17 protein-coding genes are annotated in these 21,142 nt (G+C 73.0%); 6 read left to right on the forward strand and 11 right to left on the reverse strand.

The window, feature by feature from the left end:
- Nucleotides 1-78 precede the first annotated feature (78 nt).
- The gene (locus ACFV0T_RS32530) at nt 79-429 is read left to right on the forward strand and encodes a VOC family protein (RefSeq protein ID WP_385787080.1); all 351 of its coding nucleotides are present in this window, start codon (nt 79-81) and stop codon (nt 427-429) included.
- Between the two features lie 85 nt (nt 430-514).
- Here the strand turns inward: ACFV0T_RS32530 and ACFV0T_RS32535 are convergent, their stop codons facing one another.
- A complete protein-coding gene (locus tag ACFV0T_RS32535; protein WP_385787082.1) occupies nt 515-2,476 on the reverse strand; it encodes a DUF5107 domain-containing protein in 1,962 nt (653 codons plus the stop codon).
- A 153-nt stretch (nt 2,477-2,629) separates the two neighbouring features.
- On the opposite strand from ACFV0T_RS32535, the gene ACFV0T_RS32540 reads away from it, so the two are divergent.
- Nucleotides 2,630-2,977 (forward strand): DUF6204 family protein, encoded by a 348-nt coding sequence (locus ACFV0T_RS32540; protein WP_385787085.1) that lies wholly within the window; start codon nt 2,630-2,632, stop codon nt 2,975-2,977.
- Here the strand turns inward: ACFV0T_RS32540 and ACFV0T_RS32545 are convergent.
- From ACFV0T_RS32545 to ACFV0T_RS32565, 5 genes are all read right to left on the reverse strand, one after another.
- Nucleotides 2,949-3,503, reverse strand: coding sequence for a GNAT family N-acetyltransferase (locus ACFV0T_RS32545; protein ID WP_385787088.1), 555 nt, complete (start codon nt 3,501-3,503; stop codon nt 2,949-2,951). The two genes, ACFV0T_RS32540 and ACFV0T_RS32545, sit on opposite strands and share 29 nt — an antisense overlap.
- Nucleotides 3,504-4,506: 1,003 nt before the next feature.
- The gene (locus ACFV0T_RS32550; protein ID WP_385787090.1) at nt 4,507-5,430 is read right to left on the reverse strand and encodes an LD-carboxypeptidase; all 924 of its coding nucleotides are present in this window, start codon (nt 5,428-5,430) and stop codon (nt 4,507-4,509) included.
- Nucleotides 5,427-7,379 carry an LpqB family beta-propeller domain-containing protein gene (locus ACFV0T_RS32555; protein ID WP_385787093.1) on the reverse strand — a complete coding sequence of 651 codons (1,953 nt, stop codon included), beginning with the start codon at nt 7,377-7,379 and terminating at the stop codon, nt 5,427-5,429. Before ACFV0T_RS32555 ends, ACFV0T_RS32550 begins: the two co-directional genes overlap by 4 nt.
- Before the next feature lie 16 nt (nt 7,380-7,395).
- The gene (locus tag ACFV0T_RS32560) at nt 7,396-8,700 is read right to left on the reverse strand and encodes a M20/M25/M40 family metallo-hydrolase (RefSeq protein WP_385787096.1); all 1,305 of its coding nucleotides are present in this window, start codon (nt 8,698-8,700) and stop codon (nt 7,396-7,398) included.
- Entirely contained in the window at nt 8,693-9,526 is an 834-nt protein-coding gene (locus tag ACFV0T_RS32565) for a M55 family metallopeptidase (protein WP_385787099.1), read from the reverse strand. Before ACFV0T_RS32565 ends, ACFV0T_RS32560 begins: the two co-directional genes overlap by 8 nt.
- Before the next feature lie 132 nt (nt 9,527-9,658).
- Here ACFV0T_RS32565 and ACFV0T_RS32570 point away from each other — a divergent pair, with 132 nt between their 5' ends.
- Nucleotides 9,659-10,543 carry a sigma factor gene (locus ACFV0T_RS32570; protein ID WP_385787102.1) on the forward strand — a complete coding sequence of 295 codons (885 nt, stop codon included), beginning with the start codon at nt 9,659-9,661 and terminating at the stop codon, nt 10,541-10,543.
- A gap of 69 nt (nt 10,544-10,612) precedes the next feature.
- On the opposite strand, the gene ACFV0T_RS32575 is transcribed toward ACFV0T_RS32570, so the two are convergent.
- The 5 genes from ACFV0T_RS32575 to ACFV0T_RS32595 all read right to left on the reverse strand — a co-directional run bounded on the left by ACFV0T_RS32575 (nt 10,613) and on the right by ACFV0T_RS32595 (nt 17,682).
- A complete protein-coding gene (locus ACFV0T_RS32575; protein ID WP_385787105.1) occupies nt 10,613-10,960 on the reverse strand; it encodes a DoxX family protein in 348 nt (115 codons plus the stop codon).
- 176 nt (nt 10,961-11,136) lie between these two features.
- On the reverse strand, nt 11,137-11,862 hold the full coding sequence (locus tag ACFV0T_RS32580) for a class I SAM-dependent methyltransferase (RefSeq protein ID WP_385787108.1): 726 nt from the start codon (nt 11,860-11,862) through the stop codon (nt 11,137-11,139).
- Between the two features lie 214 nt (nt 11,863-12,076).
- On the reverse strand, nt 12,077-14,509 hold the full coding sequence (locus tag ACFV0T_RS32585) for a SpoIIE family protein phosphatase (protein ID WP_385787110.1): 2,433 nt from the start codon (nt 14,507-14,509) through the stop codon (nt 12,077-12,079).
- 148 nt (nt 14,510-14,657) lie between these two features.
- Nucleotides 14,658-17,075, reverse strand: coding sequence for an MFS transporter (locus ACFV0T_RS32590; RefSeq protein WP_385787113.1), 2,418 nt, complete (start codon nt 17,073-17,075; stop codon nt 14,658-14,660).
- Nucleotides 17,076-17,238: 163 nt separating this feature from the next.
- Nucleotides 17,239-17,682, reverse strand: a complete 444-nt coding sequence (locus ACFV0T_RS32595) for an SRPBCC family protein (RefSeq protein WP_385787115.1) — start codon at nt 17,680-17,682, stop codon at nt 17,239-17,241.
- A 179-nt stretch (nt 17,683-17,861) separates the two neighbouring features.
- Between ACFV0T_RS32595 and ACFV0T_RS32600 the strand changes: the two genes are divergently transcribed.
- The 3 genes from ACFV0T_RS32600 to ACFV0T_RS32610 all read left to right on the forward strand — a co-directional run bounded on the left by ACFV0T_RS32600 (nt 17,862) and on the right by ACFV0T_RS32610 (nt 21,134).
- Nucleotides 17,862-18,938, forward strand: a complete 1,077-nt coding sequence (locus ACFV0T_RS32600; RefSeq protein ID WP_385787118.1) for an Rv2578c family radical SAM protein — start codon at nt 17,862-17,864, stop codon at nt 18,936-18,938.
- A 134-nt stretch (nt 18,939-19,072) separates the two neighbouring features.
- Nucleotides 19,073-20,677, forward strand: a complete 1,605-nt coding sequence (locus ACFV0T_RS32605) for an alpha/beta hydrolase (RefSeq protein ID WP_385787121.1) — start codon at nt 19,073-19,075, stop codon at nt 20,675-20,677.
- A 58-nt stretch (nt 20,678-20,735) separates the two neighbouring features.
- Complete coding sequence (locus ACFV0T_RS32610; protein WP_385787124.1) at nt 20,736-21,134, forward strand: RidA family protein; 399 nt, start codon at nt 20,736-20,738, stop codon at nt 21,132-21,134.
- The last annotated feature ends 8 nt before the right edge of the window (nt 21,135-21,142 follow it).

Raw genomic sequence — 21,142 nt, forward strand, 5'->3', positions numbered from 1 at the left:
GGCAGGCAACGTTCGCCCCATCGCGACGCCCGGCACGCACGGGCCAACGTTGCCTGCCACGGCACTAGGCTCGCCCGCATGGAGATTCTGGGAGCCACGCTGCGCGTCTGCGTCGACGATCTCGAGACCTCGGTCCGCTTCTACGAACGGCTCGCCGGAGCCGAAGCCCTCCGCTTCGAGCGCGCGGGCGTCCAGGTGGCCGCGGTCGGCTGCTTCCTGCTGATGAGCGGGCCCGAGTCAGAGCTGGAGGTACTGCGCAAGGTCGCCGCGACCATCGCCGTGGCGGACGTCGACGAGACCCACAAGGTCCTCACCGAGCTGGGCGCGGACGTCCTCGCCGGCCCGGTCGCGACGCCGGTGGGCCGCAACCTGATCGCACGCCATCCGGACGGCGCGGTGTACGAGTACGTGGACCGGCGCCGCGCCTAGGACCCCGCCCCGACCGCCTCGCCGCACTCGCCGTCTCCCGGGCCGGCTCCGGCCGGCCCGGGGTCACGGACTCCTCCCGCCCGCGTCAGGGTGTGGACGGCCGCATGCGGAAGTCGTAGCGCGCCGGGAGCGGCCCGTCGCTCAGCCGGGCCCACAGCCGGCCCAGGGTCTCCGCGCCCTCCCGCAGGTCGGCCACCTCGAAGCCCGCGTCGAAGACGGCCCGGGCCTCCTCCCGCCGGCCCTCGGCGCAGAGGATCTCGGCCTCCAGCAGCCGGAACCGGCCGCGCTCCCGGGTGCTCGGGTGCAGCCGTTCCCACACCGCACGCGCCGCCGCCGGACGCCGTACGGCGAGCAGCGCCTCGACCGTCTCCCGGCCGAGCGCGGCCATGGCGGCCGTCCAGGACTCCCCGCTGTCGCGCCGCTCGCGGCACAGGTCGTCGAAGGCGTCCAGGTACCGGTCGGCGGCCCGCTCGTCGTGGCCGCTCTCCCGGTCGGCGACCGCGAGGCAGCGCAGCAGCGGCCAGAGGGAGGGCGCGAGGGCGAGGGCCCGCTCCCAGCTGCGCACCGCCTGCGCCCGGTCGCCGGCGTGCCACTGGGCGACACCCAGGTGGTACTCGGTGAGCGGGGTCGCGGGCGCGGTCTCCAGCATGTCCCGCCAGTGCGGGGCGACGAGCGTCGGGCCGGGCGGCCGTACCCGGCGCGGCTCGGGGAAGGAGCCGGTGCGCAGCAGCGCCCGCCAGGGGGCCTGGTCGTCGCCCAGGGTGCGCTCGTCGAAGGGGGTGCCGGGCAGCTTCCAGTCGGCGCGCAGCACCTCCAGCGCGCCCCAGCCGGAGCCGGTGGCGAGGATCTCGCCGGGTTCGGTGTCGGCGTACGGCTTCCACGCCTCGTGGGCGGCGTCGACGGCGGCGCGCGGCAGGACCGCTTCGAGCCGTGCGCCGGCCTCGCGCAGCACGTCGGCCCACTCCCCCTCCGGCGGTGCGGTCAGCGGCCCGTACGCCTCCAGCCAGGACACCTCGCTCCGCGCCGCCAGGCGTACGTGCTCCAGCTGGGTGCGGGCGAGTCCGGCCTGGATCTCGCAGTAGCCGCCGGTGCCGGGCTCGGTGAGCCACTCCTGCCAGCGCCGCCCGCCGGCCCCCGTGCCCCACACGAACAGCTTGCGGCCGCGCAGCGCGTCGGTGGACGTCTGCACCAGTCCGTGCCCGTCGCCGTCGAGCGCGGCGATCCAGCGCCGCCGGCCTTCGGGCACCTCGTAGAAGTAGTCGGCGGCGAAGGTGCTGTGGAGGGGGTAGGTGCGGTCGATCCCGTCGTACGCCGGGACCGGCACCCGGCGCAGGCGGCGCTCGTAGCCGAAGTGCCAGGCCTCCTGCGCGGGAGCGAGCACCCGGCGCTCCTCGGGGACGGCGATGTTGGACCACCAGTAGGTGGGCACGGGGTGCTCGTGCGGGTTGCGGACCCGGACGCCGACGTAGAGGAAGTCGGAGCCGTCCGGCAGCCACAGGTCGACCTGGAAGGGCAGGTCGCGCAGCCGTTCCCACTCCCACAGGCGGAGCATCTCACCGCCGTCCGGGGCGGGGACGCGGGCGGCGTGCAGGGGCGAGCAGGAGAGGGTGGTGTGGCCGGTGGCGCCGATGTTCCACTCGATGCCACCGGAGAACCAGGCACCGTTGAGGGCGAAGTTGGCCGGCTGCAACACCGGGTTGCGGTAGAGGAGTTCACGGCCGGTCGGCTTGTGGACGAGCGAGGCGATCCGGCCGCCGAGACCGGGCAGCACCGTGGCGCGCAGGCGGTCGTTCTCGATCACGAGGGCGTCGGTCGTGCGGGGTTCGCGCGTCCGCCCGTACCCGTCCCGCACCCGCACGGGCAGCAGGCTGGACAGCGGGGCGTGGCCGATCTGCCGGGCCATGTCGGGCGGAAGGTCCTCCCGGTCCCGGTCGTCGATGCGGTGCAGCTCGTCGAGGGGGCGCAGCGGGGGCAGCGGGTTGTCCGGGCCGGACCGTGCGGCGGGCAGGGTCACTACGTCACGTCGGATCGTCGTCACGATCACCATGGAACCCGGCAACCGCCGGCCTGCCCAGGGGAGCTACCGGTCAGGATTACGCAAAGGCGCCCCGTCGATATTCCGCGTGCGCTCCGCCACCGTCGACGTACAGTCGGGCCTCGAAGGACGGTGCGGGGGATGCATGAAGGAGTGGAACGGCGCATGCGCGAGCAGCACACCTACCGGGTGATCGTCCGGGGCACCTGGGAGGCACTCACCGACGAGAGCCGTGCCCGGCTGCTCGCCGAGGCCCCCGAACACGGTCTGGCCAGCATGCGTTTCTGCGCGGAGGGCTCGCTCACCTACGAATCGGCACCGCTGAAGCACTTCTCGATGCGCTACGTGGTGGTGTCGGACGCGGCGGACGGCGAGGAGATGGCGGGCGCGCTCGCCGAGGACCTCGCGCAGAGCACGCTGCGCGACCTCGGCCACGGCTTCGGCGCGCTGAAGTCGACGGTCACGGACCTCGACACGATGAAGGTCAACCGGAAGCCCGCATCTCGGCGGTGACGGCCCAGCGTTCGTGGTCGCGCCAGGCGCCGTCGATGAACAGCATGGCGGGCGAGAACCCCTCCAGCCGGAAGCCGCAGCTGCGCGCGAGGGCGACGGAGGCGGTGTTCCCGGGCTGCACGTTGATCTCCAGCCGGTGCAGTCGCAGCGGCCCGAACGCGTAGCCCACCACGAGGTCCAGCCCTTCGCGCATCAGCCCGCGCCCGGCGGCGTGCGCGAAGGCGCCGTAGCCGAGGGCACCGCTGAGGAAGCTGCCCTCGACGATGTTGTTGATGTTGATGAATCCGGCGATGGCCCCGCCGTCGCCCTTCTCGCAGACCAGGAACCCGGCCTTCGTCCGGTCCTCGATCAGCCGGCCGGCGTAGGCGGTGTAGGCGTCGGCGGTGTCGGGCGGGAACAGCCAGGGGTGGTGCAGGTCCTTGCTCTCGCGGACCCGGGCGGTGAACTCGGCGCCGTCCTCGTAGGAGAAGTGGCGTATGCCCGCGCGGGGGCCCTCGGCGAGGTACTGGGATGCGGTGTGCGGCATCCCGTCACCCTACGACGCACCACCACCGGCCCCCACGGAAACAGCCCCCGCGCCGCCCGCCCCCAGGCCCAGCTCCCGCCGGACACGGGCGACCAGCCCGCGGGGGCCCCTCGCCGGCGCCGAGCAGCCCCGGGGACGGGCCGCGGGCCTGGGGCGAGGCCGGGGAGGAGGCGAGACGGGACGGGTAGCGGCCGGGGCCGAAGCCGGGCCAGGAGGCCGGGGCCCGGCCGGACCCCCGCTCCCGACGCCCTTCGGGCCCGGACCACCAGCCCGCGAAACACGGGCCCCGCGGCCTGGGGCGAAGCCAGGGAGGAGGCGAGACGGGACGGGTAGCGGCCGGGGCCGAAGCCGGGCCAGGAGGCCGGGGCCCGGCCGGACCCCCGCTCCCGTCGCCCTTCGGGCCCGGACCACCAGCCCGCGAAACACGGGCCCCGCGCTCGCACCGACAGCACCGGGGCGGAGCCGCAGGCCTTGGGGCGAGGCCTCGGACGGGGACGGGGACAGGCGGGACCAGACCATGACGTCGGGGCCTGACCTAGGCCGACGCCGGAGCTCGGCCGGGCCGCCGCCCCGGGCACCTTCGGGCCCGGGCCACCAGCCCGCGGAACACGAGCCCAAGCTCGCACCGAACAGCACCCGGGCCGCACCGCGAAGCCGGGAGCCGAGGACGGACCGGGCCCCGAAGCCGAAATTCGAGGCCGGACCGGACCGCGAAGCCGAAATTCGAGGCCGGACCGGACCGCGAAGCCCGAACCGGACCGGACCGCGAAGCCGAGACCGGACCGCGAAGCCCGAACCGGACCGGACCGCGAAGCCGAGACCGGCCCGCAAAGCCCGGACCGGACCGCGAAGCCGGGACCGGCCGGGCCGCGAAGCCCGGGCCGGACCGGGCCGCGAAGCCCGGGCCGCGGGCCGGGCCGTCAAGCTCCCGGCGGGGACGAAGTCGGGCCGTGCGGCCCCGGGGGGGCCGCCGCGTCGGCGGCGGCCCCCCCGTGGGGCCCGTTCAGCGCAGTGCGGGCTCGTCGAGGGTCAGCGTCCCCGCGTCGGCGTCGAGTTCGGCGCTCATGCCGAAGGGGACCGTCAGCGCGCCGTCGCCGTGCCCGAAGCCGAGTTCCTCCACGACCGGCACGCCCAGGCCGCCGAGGCGGTCGGCGAGGACGGCGCGCACCTCGGCGTACGGGCCGCACCCGGCCCAGGACCCCAGCCCGATCCCGGCGACCCCGTCGAGCCAGCCGGTGCGCAGGAGCTGGGTCAGCATCCGGTCGATCCGGTACGCCCGCTCGCCGACGTCCTCGATCATCAGCAGCCCGCCCCGGGCGCCCGGGTGGGCGTGGGGCGTGCCGAGATCAGAGGTGATCATGCTCAGGCAGCCGCCGAGCGTGACCCCGCGCGCCCGCCCGGGGGCGAGCGCACCGCCGCCGGCACTGAGGGTGCGGACCGTCTCGGGGGCGAACAGCGTGGCCCGCAGATGCTCCTGGGCCCGCGCGTTCTTGGTGAAGTCCACGCCCGCCGCCGCCGGCCCGTGCAGGGTGACCAGGCCCAGCCGGGTGGCGAAGGCCTGGTGCAGCACGGTGATGTCGCTGAAACCGACGAACACCTTGGGCCCCGCCGCCCGCATCGCCGCCCAGTCGAGCAGGTCGACCATCCGCTGGGCCCCGTAGCCGCCTCGCGCGCACAGCACGGCGTCGACCGACGGGTCGCACCAGGCGGCCTGGAGGTCGGCGGCGCGGTCCGCGTCCGTACCGGCGAGATGGTCCAGCTCACCGTGCCGGTCCAGAACGTGGGGCGCGACCACCGGGTCGAGGTCGAAGCCTCGCAGCACGTCGAGCCCGGCCTGGAGCCGGTCCTCCGCCACCGGGCCGCTGGGCGCGACGACGGCCACTCGGGCGCCGGGGGCGAGCCGGGACGGTCGCAGGAGCTGTCTCACCTGGTCAGCTCCAGGGTCGGGGCATCGGGCGGGTTCAGCCCGAACACCTGGGCGTACAAGGAGAGCTCGGCCTCCAGCGCACGCACCATGGTCTCCGCGCGCCGGAACCCGTGCCCCTCCCCCTCGAAGGCGATGTAGGCGTGCGGCACCCCGCGCCCGCGCATCCGGTCCAGGAACCGGTCGCACTGCGCGGGCGGGCAGATCACGTCGTCCAGCCCCTGGAGCAGCAGGAACGGCGCGGTGACCCGGTCGGCGTGCTCGACCGGCGAGCGCTGTGCGTACCGGGCGGGCACCTCGGCGAGCGGCCCGACCAGGCTCTCCAGGTACTGCGACTCGAAGTCGTGGGTCTCCCCCGTGGCCCACCCGGCCAGGTCGAGGATGGGATAGATGATCGTGCCGCAGGCGTAGACGTCGGTGCTGGTGAGGGAGGCGGCCGTGGTCCAGCCGCCGGCGCTGCCGCCTCGGATGGCGAGCCGGGCGCGGTCGGCGGTGCCCTCCTCCGCGAGGGCGAGCGCGACGGCCGCGCAGTCCTCGACGTCGACGACGCCCCACTGTTCGCGCAGCCGGTTGCGGTACTCGCGGCCGTACCCGGTCGAGCCGCCGTAGTTGACCTCGGCGACACCGATGCCGCGCGAGGTGAAGTAGGCGATCTCCAGGTCGAGCACGAGCGGTGCGTGCCCGGTGGGCCCGCCGTGGGCCCAGACGACGTACGGGGGCAGCTCGTCGGCGGGTGCGACGTACCCGGGGCGCTGCGGCGGGTAGATGTGCGCGTGCACCTCGCGTCCGTCGGGGCCGGTGAACGTGCGGATCAGCGGCTCGGGGTAGTAGGCCGGGTCCACGGCGTCCTCGTGCGCGGACCCGATCACCCGGGCCCGCCCGGTGCGGGTGTTCAGCTCGACGACCTCGGCGGCGCTGCGTGGGCTGGCACCGACGGCCACGACCCGCTCACCGTGCACCGCGAGTGTGGCGCCGAACTCGGTCCAGGGACCGGCCGCGTCGACGACCTCGCCGCTCTCGGGATCCAGTATCCCGAGCGCGGTGGCGCCGCGACCGTGCACGACGGCGATCAGCCCGCTCTCCAGCGGGGCGAACCAGCGGTGCCCGAGCTTCCACAGGGGGCCGCCGAACTCCTCCTCGCGGGGACAGAGGGGTTCGCCGTCCTGGTACAGGTTCCACCAGCCCGTACGGTCGCTGGCGTAAAGAAGACCGCCGTCCGTCGACCAGTCGACCTGCGCGATGGACTCCTCCGGCCCGCCGGCCACCGTCCGGGCCTGCCGGAACGTTCCGTCGTCGTCGACGTCCGCGACGACCAGCTCGGTGCCGTCCCACGGCATCCGCGGATGGTCCCAGCCGATCCAGGCGGCCCGCCGTCCGTCCGGCGAGAGCCGCGGCCCGGTCACGAACCGGTGCCGCTCGCCGGTGAGCTCCCGCACCGCACCGCGGTCCTGGGCGGCCGAGCCGTCCAGCGGCACGGCGGCCGGGACCCGGCGGACGTCGGTGGGCCCGTCGCCGGTGAACTCCTCCAGCACACACCACACCTCACCGCGGTCCAGGCGGACCTGCGGTTCCGCCCAGCGCAGTCCGCCGCCCACCGGGGAGACGGGCGTGAGCGGGCGTGGCTCGCCGCCGGGCTCGTACCGGTACAACCGCTGGTCGGCGAAGTTCACGAACACCACGAGCGGCTCGCCGTCCCGCGGCGCTCCGGCCCAGGGCTGTCCGCCGTACTCGATGACACGGCTGCGCACGTTCCACGGCGCGGGCAGCACGGACTCCTCGGTGCCGTCGGCGCGCCGGCGCACCAGGGTGCGCCGGCCGCCCTCGGCGGGCCGCGGCTCCGTCCACCAGGCCTCGTCACCGACGAAGCCGACGAATTCGGGGTGCCCGTCGTGGGCGGCGGCCAGGGCCGCGTCGATGGGCGAAGGCCAGGAACCGTACGCCAGGGTCTGCACGTTCTCCCCCACTCGCCTAGGCCGTCCGCAGGAAACGGTCGAGGACACGGACGCCGAAGTGCAGCGCCTCGACGGGGACGCGCTCGTCGACCCCGTGGAAGAGCGCCTGGTAGTCGAAGCCCTCCGGCAGCTTCAGCGGCGCGAAGCCGTAACCGGTGATGCCGAGCCGCGAGAACTGCTTGGCGTCCGTGCCGCCGGACATGCAGTACGGCACCACGTGCCCCTCGGGCGCGAACTCCTCGACCGCCGCCCGCATCCGCGCGAACGTCGGCGAGTCCACCGGCGCCTGGAGGGCCACCTCGCGGTGGTGGAACTCCCAGTCCACGTCCGGTCCGGTCAGCCGGTCCAGGGTGGTGCGGAACTCGTCCTCGCCGCCGGGCACGAAGCGCCCGTCGACGTACGCGACGGCCTCCCCCGGGATCACGTTGACCTTGTAGCCGGCGTCCAGCATCGTCGGGTTGGCGCTGTTGCGGACGGTCGCCTCGACGAGCTTGGCGGCGGGGCCGAGCTTCGCCAGCAGTTTGTCCACGTCGGTCAGGTCCGGGTCGACGCCGTACAGGGCGGCGAGTTCGGTGAGCGCCGCGGTCACGGTCGGGGTGAGTCGCAGCGGCCACTCGTGCTCGCCGATGCGGGTGATCGCGGCGGACAGCCGGGTCACCGCGTTCTCGCGGTTGACCTTGGAGCCGTGCCCGGCCCGTCCGCGGGCGGTGAGCTTCAGCCAGCCCGTGCCCCGCTCGCCGGCGGCGATGGGATAGATCTGCCGTCCGCCGCCGTCGTGGAAGGTGAACGCCCCCGACTCGCTGACGCCCTCGGTGCACCCCTCGAACAGTCCGGCGTGCCGGTCGGCGAGGAAACCGGAGCCGTCCTCGGCGCTGGCCTCCTCGTCCGCGGTGAACGCCACGACGATGTCGCGCCGGGGCCGCACGCCGGTGCGTGCCCACTCCCGCACCACGGCGAGGATCATCGCGTCCATGTTCTTCATGTCGACCGCGCCGCGCCCCCACACGACGCCGTCGCGCACCTCGCCGGAGAACGGGTGCACGCTCCAGTCCTCGGCCTGCGCCGGCACCACGTCCAGGTGGCCGTGGACGAGCAGCGCGTCCGCCGACGGGTCGGTGCCCGCGATCCGGGCCACGACGTTGGTCCGCCCCGGGGTCCGCTCCAGCAGCACGGGGTCGAGTCCCGCCCCGGCCAGCTGCTCGGCGGCGTACTCGGCGGCGGGCCGCTCCTGGCAGTCGCCGCCACCCCGGTTGGTGGTGTCGATCCGGATCAGCTCGGAAGTGAACCGGACGACCTCGTCCAGTGCCTGCTCGTCAGCCATACTGCTCCTCCACCGCGGCCGAGACGATCGTCGTGACCGCCTTGAAGCTGCGGATTCCCTCGTACATGGTGTCGCTGGTGTACGCGACCTTCCGCTCGCCGATCCGGTCCACGCCCGGCACGACGGTGGCCGCCATCGCCAGGTGTTCGGCGTCGAACTCCAGGGCGATCGTGAACGGACCTCCGGCGACCGGCTCGTGGCGCACCGCGAGCGAGGTCGCTTCCTTCGCCGCCGCCCGGATGTCGGCGGCGGTCCTGGCCGGCGTACGGCACACGGCCGCGTACCGCGACACATGGTCCTTGACCGCGACCTTCAGCGCCTGCGGCGCGTACCCGAGGGCGTCCTCGCAGGCCACGTCGTCGCCGGTGACGAGGATGACGGGCACCCCGTACTCGGCGACGACATGCGCGTTGAGCAGCCCCTCGCTGGCACGCACGTCGTTCACCCACACCCCGGTGATGGAGTTCGCGAGGTAGGTGTGGGCCAGTACGCCCTCCGCGCCGGCGGCCGCGTGGTAGCCGACGAAGGCGATGCCGTCCACGTCCCCGTGCTGTACGCCCTCCACCATGGACAGCGCCTTGTGCCGCCCGGTGAGCATCTGCGCCCGCTCGTCGAGCCGCTCCAGCAGCAGATTGCGCATGGTCCAGTGGGCCTCGTTGACGAGTACCTCGTCGGCACCGCCGTCGAGGAAGCCGAGCACGGCGGCGTTCACGTCCGAGGTGAACATCGCCCGGCACCGTTCCCACTGCGGTGTCCCGGGGAGAACGTCGGCCGGCCACGTGACGCCGGTCGCACCCTCCATGTCGGCGCTGATCAGGATCTTCATGAGGCGCCACGTTACGCGCAGACGCCAGATCGGGCCAGGATCCAAGTCTCTCACCGGCCCTCGAAGCCCCGGTCCTAGGCTTGGCGCGACCCACCGGGCCCTGCGGCACACCTCGAACGGGGATTGCGAGCGATGACCGAGCACGTACTGGCGGCGGACAGGTTCGAGGCGGACCGGGCGCGGCTGCGGGGCGTGGCCTACCGCCTGCTGGGCTCACTCAGCGAGGCCGAGGACGCCGTGCAGGAGGCGTGGCTGCGGGCCTCCCGCGCCGACGTGGCCGAGGTGGAGAACGTCTCCGGGTGGCTGACCACGATCGTGGGCCGGGTCTGTCTGAACATGCTGCGCGCCCGGCGCACCCGCCGCGAGGAGCCCCTCGACCTGCGGGTGACCGATCCGGCGCTCGGCCCGCTGGACGGCGGGGACCCGGAGGAGGAGGCCCTGCTGGCCGACTCTGTCGGGGTGGCGCTGCTGGTGGTGCTCGACACGCTGGCACCGGCCGAGCGGCTGGCGTTCGTGCTGCACGACATGTTCGCGGTGCCGTTCGACGCGATCGCCCCGCTGATCGAGCGCACCGCGGTGGGCACCCGGCAGCTGGCGAGCCGGGCCCGGCGCAGGGTCAGGGGCGCGGCGCCGACGGCCGCACCCGACGTGACCCGGCAGCGGGCGGCCGTGGACGCGTTTCTGGCGGCCACCCGGGGCGGCGACTTCGACGCGCTGGTCGCGCTGCTGCACCCGGACGTCGTGCTGACCGCCGACCGGTTCGTCGTCCCCACCGCCGAGCCGGTGGTGGTCGGCGGCTCCCACCCGGTCGCCAAGGGGGCGATGGCCGCCATGGGCCGGGCCCGGTTCACCGGCCCGGCGCTGCTCGACGGCCGGGTCGGGCTGGCGATGGCGCCCCGGGGAAGGCTGTTCCTGGTCCTCGCCTTCACCGTCACGCGGGACGGGATCACCGCGATCGACGTCATCGCGGACCGGGAGCGGCTGGCCGGGATCGAGGTCGCGGTACTCGACGCCTGAGCGAGGGGCGAACGGACCGGGCAGGCCGCGAGGGTGACCCGTGCTCCGGTCACCCCTCGCGCCCCGGCCTCAGGCGGTGAGCGCCAGGATCACGGAGGCGGCCGCCGGGGCCGCGTACAGCAGGGGGAACGGCACGTGCGTGAACCAGCGCGCCCGGACCACGGTCACCACGGCTCCGGTGAAGTACAGCACCAGGCCGATCCCGGCCAGTACCCCGACGAGCGGCACCAGCAGACCCGCGAGCAGACCGAGCGCCCCCGCGGCCTTGGCCACGCCCAGCCAGGTCCACCACGCGCGGGGCACGCCGTAGTCGGCCAGCGGCTTGACCACCCACTCGGCCTCGCGGAAGACCGAGACGGCGGAGAAGCCCGCCATGACGGCCCCGAGGACGGTGACGACGACGTAGGCAGTGGACATGGCGGGCTCCTCATCGGGTGGCGCCCGGCGCGGATCCGGGCGGCTTCCTCAACTTCCTTCACCGGCCTGACACCGCGCGGCCGGGGAGTGTGACAGGAACAGGAACAGGAAGAGGAAGAGGAAGAGGAAGAGGAAGAGGAAGAGGAACACAGCCCAGTTCTTCAGCCTGATCGCGGTCACATGGCGCGGCCCGCCACCAGCCACTTCGACGGCAGCTCGATCCGGCTGCCGTCGGGTGCGAACTCGGTGGTGATGAGGGGTAGTTCGCCGCCGGCGACCATCGTGAGCCCGGCGTCGGCGAGATAGCCGGGCACCGCGGCGTCCTTCACCTCTCCCGGGGCGATGCCGTGCCGGAAGATCGGCGCGAGCTTCGGCGGCGGACCCGCGGGGGCCTGGGCCAGACCGCCCAGGACGGGCCGGGCCGCCTCGGACAGCTCGACGAGGAAGAGCCGGCCGCGCTCACCGAGGAGCGCGGCGATCCCGTCCACCAGCCGCTGGCGGTCGTCGGGCTCGCACTGGTGCAGCACTCCGCGCATATAGACGTTGGTGTCGCCGAGTTCGGCGTGCAGCGTCTCGACCTCGCTCTTCTCGGCGGCGTCCAGCAGCCGGTACGTCGCCTGCCCCGCCGGATCCGCACGCCGGGCGTGCTCCAGGGCCGCGGCGGCCAGGTCGGCCCCGACGACGTGCGGGAAGCGGTCGGCGAGGAAACGGGTCTGGGTGCCGTTGCCGCATCCGAGGTCCACCAGCGGCAGCCCAGGATCGGTCAGGTGCGGTTGGAAGAGGGCCAGTTGGGGACCGGCGGTGAGCGCGGGCTCCGCGTCCCAGAACACGCCCCCCGGTCCGTCGGGTGCCTCCCGCCAGAAGCCCTCCCAGGCCTCCCGGTACCGACTCGTCACGCTCATGCCCAACTCCCCAGGGTGCGACGCCGATCCGCCGTAAGTGACGGGCCAGTACGGTCTATCGCTCCAAGGGTGCGCCGACAAGCGCGGTGCGCGTTCCTTCACGTCGCGTTCGAGATGCGTACGCCGATGCGCGCCCCGCGCGCCGGGTCCGGTCCTGCGGCCTGGCGCCCCGGCGGCTCGAGTGCCGCACGGCGGCTCGAGTGATGTGCCGGCTTCAGTGACGCGGCAGCGTCAGCTCGAACCAGACGGTCTTGCCCGCACCGGTGCGGCTGGTGCCCCATTCGCGGGCGAGCGTGCTGACCACGCGCAGCCCGCGTCCGAACTCGTCCGTGGGACCGGCGCTCAGCAACGTCGGCAGCTCGTGGTCGTCGTCGTCCACCTCGCACAGCAGCGTGTCCCCGCGCACCAGCCGCACTTCGACGGGACGGCGGTGGGAGTGCCGTACGGCGTTGGCGACGAGTTCGCCGACCATCTGCTCGGCGTTGTCGGCCAACCGGCCCAGACCCCAGTCGTGCAGCTGTTCGCGGACCACCGCCCGGGCCCGGCCCACCTCGACGGGTGCGAGGGGGAACCGCCACTCGGCCACGTCGTCGGGTGCGATGCCGTTGAGGCGGGCCATCAGCAGGGCCACGTCGTCCTTGCGGCCGCCGCGCGTGTTCAGGGCCCGGATGATGGTGTCGCAGGCGTCGTCCATCGAGGCGGCCGGGTGGGCGGCGGACTCGCAGAGCGTCGCCAGGCCCACGCCGATGTCCTCGCCGCGCATCTCCACCAGCCCGTCGGTGCACATCACCAGCCGGTCGCCGGGCTCCACACGCACGCGTACCGCCTCGAAGGGCACCCCGCCGACGCCGATCGGCGCCCCGGTGGGCAGTTCGAGCAGCTCGCTGCGCCCGTCGGCGCGGACCAGGACGGGTGGGATGTGGCCCGCGTTGGCGAGGTGCAGTTCGCTCGCGATCGGGTCGTAGACGGCGTACAGGCAGGTCGCGAGGTAGGTGTCGCCGAGGCGCTGGGCGAGGTCGTCGAGGTTGCGCAGCAGCTGGGCGGGCGGCAGGTCGAGGGCGGCCATGGTCTGGACGGCCGTGCGCAACTGGCCCATCATCGCGGCGGAGTTGAGGCCGTGACCCATGACGTCGCCGACGACCAGGGCGGTGCGCGCGCCGGGCAGTTTCACGGAGTCGAACCAGTCGCCGCCGACGCGCCCCAGCAGGGTGCCGGGCAGATAGCGGGTGGCGATGTCGCAGCCCGCCATGCGCGGCGGGATGTGCGGCAGCATGCTGTCCTGGAGCGTCTCGGCGACGCTCTCCTGGTAGGTGTACATGCGCGCGTTGTCCAGCACGAGGCCCGCGCGGGCGGCGAGTTCGGCGCCGGTGACCCGGTCCATGTCGTTGAACTCGACGCGCTCGGGGTGGCGGAGCAGCACCATGAAGCCGAGGACGACGGTACGCGCCTTGAGCGGCACGACGAGCATGGAGCGGCCCGTGATCAGCGGCCGGATGTCACGCTTCTCGAACTGCGAGGCGATGGCGTGACCCATCTGCTCGCTGATGCGCGGCACGAGTACGGGGTCGCCGGTGGTCATGCACTGGAAGAACGGCGTGTGCGCGGGGAACGGCATGGCCTCGCCGACCGGCACGACGTCGTCCCAGCGGCCGGGTTCGTCGGTGTGTTCGAGGGCGACGCGGTGCCACAGGGTGGTGGTGTCGGGGACGCCGTCGGGGAACCCCTCGCCGGCGACGACCTGTTCACGCAGATAGGTGCCGGCGACGTCGGTGAAGCGCGGGACGACGGCCCTGCTGACCTCGACGATGGTGCGCGTCAGGTCGAGGGAGGTGCCGATCCTGCCGCTGACCTCGTTGAGGAACTCCAGGCGCTCCCGGACGGCGGTGTATTCGATGTCCTCGGCGTACTCGGCGTACTCCGCGAACTCCGCAGGCAGGGGCAGGCCCTCGGCCGCGGCCCGGGCGGCCCGCTCGCGGCGCGCCTTGCGTTCGGCCCGCCGGGGCACACCCCAGTCGGGGGTGACCGGCACCCGGTCGTTCTGACTGAACTCCAGTACCGGATAGCCCAGTTCAAGGACCTGGGCGACGATACGGGCGCCTTCGCCGACGCTCATGCTGGGGAGGATCTCGGGCAGTCGCCGGGCGAGTTCGGCGGCGCCGGGGAAGTCGGTGTGCAGCGCGAAGGCGGGGGCGATGCGCTCGAAGTCCGCGTCGGCGTCCGGCACGTCCTGGCGCAGCCCGTCCGCGTCGGCCGCCAGGACGAGCAGTCGCCCGTCGCCCGGACCCACCAGCGGGTACGCCCACCACAGCACGTCGACCCGGTCGCGTTCGGGCACGGTGAGGCGGGCACGTCCGGCGGCCGGGTAGGACAACCGTCCGTCGAGCGAGGACTCCAGGTCGGGGCCGAGGCCGTCGTACGCCCCGTAGGGGCTGAGTTCGTCGTCCTCGTGCAGCGCGCCGGAGACGGGGAGCAGGTCGAGGGCGGAGCGCCCGATCGCCTCTTCCTTGGGGGCGCCGAAGAGCCGGCGTGCGCCCCTGCTCCAATGGGAGACGAGGCCCTCCCGGTCCACGACGACCACGGCCAGCGGGACACGTCCGGCCGGGGCGTGACCCGCGGGAGGTGTGTCCCTCTCGGTGCCACGGTCCATGGTCCAGGCCCTCTCTCCCCACGGCTGGGCAAGATCTGTGCTGCCGTCACCACCGTACGGCGGGGGCCGTCGGGGATGTGGGGCAATACTGGAATTCGTTTCACCTTCCCGCTCCGGCGCGCGGGTCCGCGCCCCCGTCGGTGCCGGGTCAGTCCTCGTGTCCGAGTTGGAGATCGCGTTCCGTGCGGCCGCCGCCCGCCATGTGCAGCACGGTGGCCACGGGCGGGTAGCCGGCCGCGATCACGGTGTACTCGCCCGAGGACAGGTCGACGAACCTGAACGTTCCGTCGGGTCCGGTGGTGAGGGTGTCGACGACGTTGCCCGCCGCGTCCAGCAGGGTCACGCGCGCGTCCTCGACGACGCGCCCGCCGCCCGCGCGCACGGTGCCGCGCAGCACCGCGCCGCCCGCGAGTTCGACGTTCTGACGGGTCTCCCGGGAGGCCTGGACGGTGACCGGGAGCGCGGCCGGGCGGAAGGCGGGCGCGCTGGCGGCGAGGGTGTACTCGCCTGCCACCAGCTCGGAGATGACGTAGCCGCCCTCACGTCCGCTGCGGGTGCTGGCGACGACCTCGCCGTGCACGTTGGTGAGGGTGACGGTGGCGTCGCGCACGGGGGTACCGTCCGCGGTGACCACGCTGCCGGCCAGCCGTCCGGCGCCGCCGAGAACGACGTCGAGCTCGACGGGGCGCTCGCCGACGGTCACGGAGACGGCCTGGGGCTGGTGACCGCCCGCGGCGGCGATCAGGACGTACGCCCCGGCTCCGGGGGTGGACAGCGCGTACCGTCCGTCCTCGCCGCTCGCGCCCCGCCCGATCTGCGTTCCGGCGACGTCGATGAGGGTGAGGGCCGCGCGGGGCACGACGGTTCCGTCGGGGTGCTGCACGGTGCCGCAGACCGGGATCCCGGCGGCGTACGGCGAACGGGACTGCGGGAGCGGGGAGTTCGGGTGCGTGGAGGCGCGGTCGGGGTCCGCGGCGGGGGCGTGGTGGGACGCTGCGTTCGTCAACAGGGGGGTCTCCTTGAGGAAGAAGGCGATGAGCAGGCCGAGGACCAGCACCGGCACGAGGTAGAGGAAGATCCGCGGCATGGCGTCGGCGTAGGCGCTGATGTAGGCGTCCCGCAGGGCCGGGGGCAGCGCGTGGACGAGCTGCGGGGTGAGGGACTCCGGGTCGGGGAGGCGGGTTCCCACGTGCGCGGGGACACGCTGTGCGAGGGCGTCGGCGAGCCGGTCGGCGAAGAGGGTGCCGAAGATCGCGGCGCCGACGCTGCCGCCGATCTGCCGGAAGTAGTTGTTGGCGCTGGTGGCCGTGCCGAGGTCGGCGGGGCGCACGGAGTTCTGCACGGCGAGGATCAGGACCGGCATCACCATGCCGATGCCGGCGCCGAGGACGGCCATCCAGAGGCTGTAGTGCAGCCGGGGCGTGTCGACCTCCAGCCGGGACAGCAGCCACATGCCGACGGCGGACAGCGCGCCGCCGAGGACGGGGTAGATCTTGTAGCGGCCGGTGTGGCTGATGAGCTGCCCGGAGATGATGGAGGCACCGACGATCCCGCCCATCATGGGCAGCATCAGCAGCCCCGACTCGGTGGCGCTCGCCCCGTCGACCATCTGGAGGAAGGTCGGCAGGTAGCTCGCCGCGCCGAACAGGGCGACACCGACGACCAGGCCCACCAGGCCGGTGACGTTGAAGACGGAGTCCCGGAACAGCCGCAACGGGATGAGGGGTTCGGTGGCGTGGTGCTCGGCGACGAGGAAGAGGATGGTGGCGCCGACCGCTCCGGCGCCGAGACCGATGATGACGCGCGAGCCCCAGGCGTACTCGGTGCCGCCCCAACTGGTCAGCAGCACCAGGCAGGTGGAGGCGGCGGCGAGCAGCAGCGCGCCGAGGACGTCGAAGCGCGGTGTGACGTCGGGCTTCGGCAGTTTCAGTACGACGGTGACGACGGCGAGGGTCAGCAGGCCGAAGGGCACGTTGAAGTAGAAGCACCAGCGCCAGGACAGGTGGTCCGTGAAGTAGCCGCCGAGCAGCGGGCCGGCCACGGAGGCCAGGCCGAAGGCCGCCCCGATCAGGCCCATGAACCGGCCGCGCTGCCGGGGCGGCACGATGTCGGCGATGATCGCCTGCACGCCGATCATGAGTCCGCCCGCGCCGACGCCCTGCACGGCGCGGAAGGCGATCAGCTGGTCCATGCTCTGGGCGCGACCGGCGAGTGCGGAGCCGACGACGAAGACGACGATGGCGAACTGGAAGACGCCCTTGCGGCCGAGGAGGTCGCCGAGCTTGCCGTAGACGGGGAGGCCGACCGTGGCGGTGAGCAGATAGGCGGTGATCGCCCAGGACATCCGGTCCAGGCCGTGCAGCTCGCCGACGATCTTCGGGAGCGCGGTGGCGACGATCATCTGCTCCAGGGCGGCCAGGAGCAGCGCGAGCATCAGCCCGGCGAAGACCAACCGCACTCGGCGCGCACCGGGTTCGGCGGACCCGGCCGGGTCGGCGGCGGGGGTGCCAGGGGTGTCCGGGGGCGCCGTCGCCGGCTCGCCCTTCACCAGAGTGATCCCGCCCACGTACCGCTCCCCTCGTCACGCCCGCCGCACAATTCCCGCTTAAAGCGACAACTGCGAGCAAGCGCGACGAGTTACGGCACGAGGGTGGCCGGCGGGGAGATCCACTCGAACCGGTGAGGGGACCAACGCCCCTGCGGCACGGCTTCCTTGGGCCCGGAAGGGATTACTTCTCCACCTCGGCGGCGAGCTTGGCGAGGACCGTGTCGTAGATCCGGCCGAGGCCCTTGGGCGCGAAGGTCTTCTCGAAGAAGCCGCCGATGCCGCCGGCGCCGTTCCAGACCGTGGTCACGACGACGCGGGAGGAGCCCTCACCGGCCGGGGTGACCCGCCAGGTGGTGACCATGGAGGAGTTGCGGTCCTTCTCGACCAGCTCGCCGTCGGTCGGCTCGCTGACCTCCAGCAGGCAGTCCCGCACGCGCTTGCTGGTGGCCTGGAGCTTCCAGTGGACGAGCGTGCCCTCGCCGTCGCCGCCCTCGCGCACCTCGTACTCGCTGAAGTGTTCGGGCAGAAGCTTCGCGCGCGTGCCGGTGTAGTCGGCGAGGGCGTCGAACACCTTCTCCGCGTCCGCCGCGACGACCCGCTCCGTAGTGGCCTCGACCTGCGCCATTGACTTCCTCCAGCACCTGAGTTCTCGGGGTTGGCGCAAGCCAACCACCCTTCTCCCCGCCACCCAAATCGGGGTCTCGGAAGTGATCGAACGGGATGCACGAGGTGATCGGAACAGGCTGTCGCACGATCATGGGAACACGTGTTCTAATCTGGGGGCAGTGCTACCGAGGAGGTGTCATGCGCTGGGAGAACCTCGCAGCGGAGTCCGGCCACGAGCGCGCGGCCGAAGCCGCGCTGTTCGGGGCGGACGCGGTGACCACCCGTACCTTCGACTCACCGGAGTTCGCCGGGATCACCTTCCACGAGATCCGGGCCCGTTCGATCATCAACAGGGTGCCGGGCGCCTCGCGGATGCCCTTCGAGTGGACGGTCAACCCCTACCGGGGCTGCACGCACGCGTGCGTGTACTGCTTCGCCCGCAAGACGCACAGCTATCTGGACCTCGACACCGGGCTGGGCTTCGACAGCCAGATCGTGGTCAAGGTCAACGCGCCGGAGCTGCTGCGCCGCCAGCTCGCCTCGCGCCGCTGGCAGGGCGAGCACATCGCGATGGGCACGAACGTCGACTGCTACCAGCGCGCGGAGGGGCGTTACCGTCTGATGCCGGGCATCCTGAGCGCGCTGAGCGAGCGCGCGAACCCGTTCTCGATCCTGACGAAGGGCACCCTCGTCCTGCGCGACCTCGACCTGCTGGTGCGGGCCTCGCAGGTGACCGACGTCGGGATCTCCGTCTCCGTCGGCTTCACCGACCCCGAGCTGTGGCGCACCGTGGAACCGGGCACCCCGGCCCCCGAGCGCCGGCTGGACGTCGTACGGACCCTGACCGGCCACGGCATCGGCTGCGGTGTGCTGATGGCGCCGGTGATCCCCTTCCTGAGCGACCACCCGGCCCAACTGCGGGCCACCGTGCGGGCGATCGCGGCCTCCGGGGCCACCTCCGTCACCCCGCTCGTGCTGCATCTGCGCCCCGGCGCCCGCGAGTGGTTCACCGCCTGGCTGACGCGGCACCATCCACACCTGGTGCGCCGTTACGAGCGGCTGTACGCGGAGGGGGCCTACGCGCCGAAGTGGTACCAGCGCCGGATCACCCGTCAGGTCCACGAGCTGGCGCAGGAGTACGGCATCGGACCCTCGCGCGCGGGAGCGGGCAGGCGGATCCGGCCCGCCGAGCCCGAGCAGCCGCCCTTGTCCGAGCCGATGTCCGGTCCAGCCCCGGAGCCGATGTCCGGTCCGACGCAACTCTCGCTGATCTGAGAGCGTTCGAGGGCATCCGGCGGACCAATTGGGTCAAGTATTGCCAGAACGCGTTCTTCCGGGCGGACTTTCCGGGACGATGCGGCGTGGATCGTGAACCTCGCGGTCCGACCCCTCCGTCCTGGGAGGACTCCATGAGAAAACGCGCAGCCGTGCTGTGCGGTGCCGCCGTCGTCGTGGCCGGAACGCTCACGGCCGTGCCCGCCGACGCGCGCCCGTCGCAGACCGCGGACACCGTCCACGCCGCCGACATCAGCAAGGTCACCAAGGCCGCCAAGGTCACCTGGAAGAAGTGCGGCACCACCGACAATCCGACGCTCCAGTGCGCGTCCCTCAAGGTGCCGCTCGATCACGCGAACCCGCGTGGGCGGCAGATCTCGCTCGCGCTGTCCCGGGTCCCGCACACCGCCAAGAAGTACCAGGGCCCCCTGCTCGTCAACCCCGGCGGCCCGGGCGGCAGCGGACTGTCGCTCGCCGGGTTCGTCGCGTCCTCGCTGCCCAAGGCGGTGGCGGCGCAGTACGACGTGATCGGCTTCGACCCCCGCGGGGTGGGCGCGAGCGAGCCCGCGCTCAACTGCCGGCCGGGCCACTTCAAACCGGTGCGCCCGGACTCCGTGCCGACCACCGCGACCATCGAGAAGGCGAGCCTCACGCGCGCCAAGGCGTTCGCCGACTCGTGCGGCAAGAAGTACGCGCGCGTACTGCCGTACATCGACACGATCAGCGCCGTACGGGACATGGACTCGATCCGGCAGGCCCTCGGCGCCCAGAAGATCAACTACTTCGGCTACTCGTACGGCACGTATCTGGGCGCGGTGTACGGGAAGCTCTTCCCGCAGCGCGTCCGCCGTCTGGTCCTCGACTCGATCGTCGACCCCACCGGGGTCTGGTACGACGACAACCTCGGGCAGGACCACGCCTTCAACGACCGGCACCGGGCGCTGATGAGCTGGATCGCCCGATACAACTCGACGTACAAGCTCGGCACCGACCCCGCCAAGGTCGAGGCCAAGTGGTACGCGATGCGGGCTGCGCTGGCGAAGAAGCCGGCCGGCGGCAAGGTGGGAGCCTCGGAGCTGGAGGACACCTTCATGCCCGGCGGCTACTACAACGGCTACTGGCCCTATCTGGCCGAGGCGTTCTCCGCGTACGTGACGAAGAAGGACTCGGCTCCGCTGGTGGAGACGTACGAGAACTTCGCCGCCGTCGACGCCTCCGGCGACAACGGCTACAGCGTCTACACCTCGGTGCAGTGCCGTGACACCTCCTGGCCGCGCGACTGGGGCCAGTGGCGCAAGGACACCTGGGCGGTGCACGAACAGGCACCGTTCATGGCCTGGAACAACGCCTGGTACAACGCGCCGTGCGCGTTCTGGCCGACGGACGCGCAGCGGCCGGTGAACGTCGCCAACGGCAAACTACCGCCGACGCTGCTGTTCCAGGCGACGAACGACGCGGCCACCCCCTACCAGGGCGGCGCGACGGTCCACCGGCTCCTGGCCCACTCCAGCCTGGTGGTGGAACAGGGCGGCGGGAACCACGGCATCACGCTCAGCGGGAACACCTGCCTGGACAAGCACCTGGCGGCGTACCTGACCGACGGCAGAGTGCCACGCGGCGACGGCGAGGCCGACGCGGTGTGCAAGACCCTGCCCGACCCGAAGCCGCTGACCTCCAAGGCGGCGTCGACGTCGGCGCGCGGCTCCACCCTGCACGGCCTGCTCGGCTTCCGCGGCTGACACCGCCGGACCGGGACCCGTCGGGGGCGTTGTCCGTCCCATGGTTCACGATGGACGCATGAGTGAACCGACCAGGATCGCCGCCCCCGACGGGGTCGCCCGCGCCGCGCAGTACAGCCACGTCGTCATGGCCACCGGCCGCCTCGTCGCGGTCTCCGGCCAGCTCGCGGTCGACGAGGACGGCGAACTCGTCGGCGAGGGCGACCCGGCGGCCCAGGCCCGCCAGGTCTTCCGGAACCTGGAACGCTGTCTCGCCGCCGCCGGGGCGGACTTCGGCGACGTCGTCAAACTCACCTACTTCGTCACGGACATGGCCCATATGCCCGCGGTCCGCGCGGCCCGCGCCGCGCACATACCCGAGGACCGGCTCCCGGCCGCCTCGGCCGTGCAGGTGGCGGCCCTGGTCCGCCCCGAGTTCCTGATGGAGATCGAGGCGTTCGCGGTGGTGGGCGCGTGACCCGCCCA

Source organism: Streptomyces sp. NPDC059582 (genome assembly GCF_042735715.1).
Lineage (GTDB): Bacteria > Actinomycetota > Actinomycetes > Streptomycetales > Streptomycetaceae > Streptomyces.

Coding starts and splice junctions, on each gene's coding strand:
- ACFV0T_RS32530 (WP_385787080.1), top strand. CDS start 79: ATGGAGATTCTGGGAGCCACGCTGCGCGTCTGCGTCGACGATCTCGAG.
- ACFV0T_RS32535 (WP_385787082.1), bottom strand. CDS start 2,476: ATGGTGATCGTGACGACGATCCGACGTGACGTAGTGACCCTGCCCGCC.
- ACFV0T_RS32540 (WP_385787085.1), top strand. CDS start 2,630: ATGCGCGAGCAGCACACCTACCGGGTGATCGTCCGGGGCACCTGGGAG.
- ACFV0T_RS32545 (WP_385787088.1), bottom strand. CDS start 3,503: ATGCCGCACACCGCATCCCAGTACCTCGCCGAGGGCCCCCGCGCGGGC.
- ACFV0T_RS32560 (WP_385787096.1), bottom strand. CDS start 8,700: ATGGCTGACGAGCAGGCACTGGACGAGGTCGTCCGGTTCACTTCCGAG.
- ACFV0T_RS32565 (WP_385787099.1), bottom strand. CDS start 9,526: ATGAAGATCCTGATCAGCGCCGACATGGAGGGTGCGACCGGCGTCACG.
- ACFV0T_RS32570 (WP_385787102.1), top strand. CDS start 9,659: ATGACCGAGCACGTACTGGCGGCGGACAGGTTCGAGGCGGACCGGGCG.
- ACFV0T_RS32575 (WP_385787105.1), bottom strand. CDS start 10,960: ATGTCCACTGCCTACGTCGTCGTCACCGTCCTCGGGGCCGTCATGGCG.
- ACFV0T_RS32580 (WP_385787108.1), bottom strand. CDS start 11,862: ATGAGCGTGACGAGTCGGTACCGGGAGGCCTGGGAGGGCTTCTGGCGG.
- ACFV0T_RS32585 (WP_385787110.1), bottom strand. CDS start 14,509: ATGGACCGTGGCACCGAGAGGGACACACCTCCCGCGGGTCACGCCCCG.
- ACFV0T_RS32595 (WP_385787115.1), bottom strand. CDS start 17,682: ATGGCGCAGGTCGAGGCCACTACGGAGCGGGTCGTCGCGGCGGACGCG.
- ACFV0T_RS32600 (WP_385787118.1), top strand. CDS start 17,862: ATGCGCTGGGAGAACCTCGCAGCGGAGTCCGGCCACGAGCGCGCGGCC.
- ACFV0T_RS32605 (WP_385787121.1), top strand. CDS start 19,073: ATGAGAAAACGCGCAGCCGTGCTGTGCGGTGCCGCCGTCGTCGTGGCC.
- ACFV0T_RS32610 (WP_385787124.1), top strand. CDS start 20,736: ATGAGTGAACCGACCAGGATCGCCGCCCCCGACGGGGTCGCCCGCGCC.